This is a genomic window from Longicatena sp. 210702-DFI.1.196, from assembly GCF_020563125.1.
GTDB classification, from domain to species: domain Bacteria; phylum Bacillota_I; class Bacilli_A; order Erysipelotrichales; family Erysipelotrichaceae; genus Longicatena; species Longicatena caecimuris.
Map to the genome: position 1 here is coordinate 1 of NZ_JAJCPX010000072.1, position 2,807 is coordinate 2,807.

General features: G+C 44.8%; 1 protein-coding gene. It reads right to left on the minus strand.

The features are described from left to right. Window positions 1-92 precede the first annotated feature (92 nt). The gene (gene ltrA, locus LI241_RS15390; protein WP_205488513.1) at window positions 93-2,066 is read right to left on the minus strand and encodes a group II intron reverse transcriptase/maturase; all 1,974 of its coding nucleotides are present in this window, start codon (window positions 2,064-2,066) and stop codon (window positions 93-95) included. Window positions 2,067-2,807: the final 741 nt, after the last annotated feature.

Sequence of the window (2,807 nt, forward strand, 5' to 3'; positions counted from 1 at the left end):
AATAGCGATAGGTAAGCCTTTGAAGTTATCTCCAGCTTTTCCCCCGCTTCACACCGGACATGCGACTTTCACCGCATCCGGCGTTCCATCAATCAAACAGATTTCTTAGTCTCCTTAGTCATACCATTATGAGAATTATTCGTAAGATTTGGCTTCTCCAAATCAATGGGTTTCCTTTTTGCCAATGTTCGCAGTTTGTTCAGCTTTGTGAGCTGCGAAGTATCCAATTTAAGAGCGGTGAGATAAGAACGAATAGTGTCCTCATCAATTGCGTGTATCAGTTCATGTACTGGTGCAAGCACCAATACCAGATTTTCATACTTATCTCTGCCTCCAATTCCTTTTGGCTTCTTGTGATGGCAGTGAATTTCCGTTATACACTGAAATTTCTTTCCCGTTACCGCACATTTTCCCCATTGAGCGGAGAACAGTGAGATACGGTTATCCGCATACTCTGTACTGCGGCTGTATGTAGGCGCTCTCATTAGCTGTAGCAGTAAGAAAGTGTTTATCCGCAAATCGTCATGGATTTCACTTCTTCCTGCCGCTGTGTAAGCGCACACTTTTCGCCGCTGACTCATTGGATTTTTACATTGAACATAGCTTATTGGATAAATCGGTTCTTTGGATTGTGCTATATATCTTAGTTGCTCCGATTTCCCATATCTTTGGATTTCCATTTTTGTCAGGTCACGGCCTTCCTTTTTCAGCCGGTGTGTCTTTCCAGATTTCAGCCTGTTTTTGAGAACTGTATTAACAGTTCTGCCAATATCACCGCAGTCTATGCTGATGTCAGTGGCTAACTGGTAGTAATTCTGGATTCCCATAACCATGGAGTTGAACAGCCGTACTTCCCCGGCTTCTCCACGTCCTTTTCTGGGAAATTTGATATTTCCGACTTGTTTAGTCAGGCTGGCTTTAACCTTTTTGTATGCTTTATCGCACATGTGCGATTGAACGACGTACTTTTTCCCCTTTTTGCGTAGTCGGATTTTGAATCCGAGAAATTCAGAATAGCTCCGTCTGACGTCAACAACTCTCGTTTTCTCCGGTGAAACATCAAGGCGCAGGCGTTCTTTCAGCCATTGCGTGACCGCAATCAGCGTCCGGTCTGCCTGTTCCCTTGTTCTACAGAGAATCCGAAAATCGTCTGCATATCTCACGATATACATTTCTTTCAGCCGTGTATTCCGCATTGCTCGGTACGCATGGCTTTGTATCGGACAGCCTGCCGCATTTTCTCTGTAAGCGTAGTTTTCCGTTACCGGGTTGCACTGCCATTGGCTTTCTATCCAATGGTCAAGTTCATTCAGCACCACATTTGCCAATAGTGGGGAAATAATTCCGCCTTGCGGCGTTCCCTTTGTTGGGTGTTCTGTGTTGCCGTCCGGCATGAGGATTGGAGCTTTGAGAATCCTACGGATTACATAGAGCAGTTCTTTATCCCGGATATTCAGTGACCATAACTGTTTTATCAGTTTTGAATGGTCTACATTGTCAAAGAAACCTTTTATGTCAAACTCTACTACATAGTGAAGTCCTGACTTTTGCATAAGCCTGTAGATTGCCGCTATCGCATTTTCAACCGACCGATTTGGACGGAATCCATAGCTATTGTTGCTGAACCTGGCTTCGCAGATAGGTTCCATGACCTGCTTGATACATTGCTGTACCAATCTATCCCAGATACAAGGGATTCCCAGTGGCCTGGTATTCCCGTTTGGTTTTGGGATGTCTTTGCGTCTTACGCTTCTTGGGGTGTAGCCGTTTTTAGCTCCCTTGACGATTTTGCGTACCCTTGCTGTGACTTCATCAGCGGTAAGTTTACCAATATCAGAAATCTTCAGCTTGTCTGTTCCCGGCGTAATACTCCCGGTATTGGATTTGATGTTCCGATAGGCCAGCAGGATATTTTCTCTTGAAAGTATCACATCCATCAGGTTCTCGAAAATTTCCCCTGCCTGACTTCTGGCATACAGTTCATCAAAGGTACTTTGCATATCGTAGTATTCAGCATGGCGGAGATACTCCACGCATTTGGTTTTTGGTTTCTTCTCATTTGGCATCAGGCATCACTCTCCTTTACGGCGAGTGACTTCTTTTTGTCATACTCGCAATCCTAATTGCGACTAAGTGCTAAGTTGCCTGTTTGACTGACTTGAGGCCATTCTTCCGTTTTCCTCTTTTTCGCAGAAAACATCATCAGTTCGACCTCTGCTTTTCAGCAGTAGTACAGCAGCTTATATGATTCGTCTGCTTACTTCCTAATGGTAGAAGCCTACTGCCTTTCCTCGTTCCAACAATCCTATCTTTACATATACCTTTAGGTCTCCGCTTTAAGCCTGTCAGCTTGAACACGCCTGTAACGTGCTATGGTGTTTCATAACATCAATTTTTACTCCACCACACTGATTAGCGATGAACGCTACCAGCACATTTCTATGCCGTCATGGTATAGACCCTTACATTCGCGGTTTTCGTCAGTCATATTTCAAACATTCTGACCTTGGGTATTTTGTAGACCTCCGGCCTATAGGTAGCACCGTCCACCTCTGGACAGCTTTCGTGGGGCTGGTAATTATCCAGCAATCCATACGGCTACTCTCAGCCGACTTCACCGAGCTTCTGACAGGTCAGTTTTCACTTACACCCGCCAGTCGGAGTATTAAGGGGGCGTTTCAGGGCGTTACCCCATCATTCCACCTCTTGGATTGTTAGTTCTCCTAACATCTGAAATTTTCGTTCTTTTGTTAGTGCCTGATTTTGTCCTTCAACCACGAAGGCTTTGTTCAGGAACGAGTCGCACT

Coding starts and splice junctions, on each gene's coding strand:
- ltrA (WP_205488513.1), bottom strand. CDS start 2,066: ATGCCAAATGAGAAGAAACCAAAAACCAAATGCGTGGAGTATCTCCGC.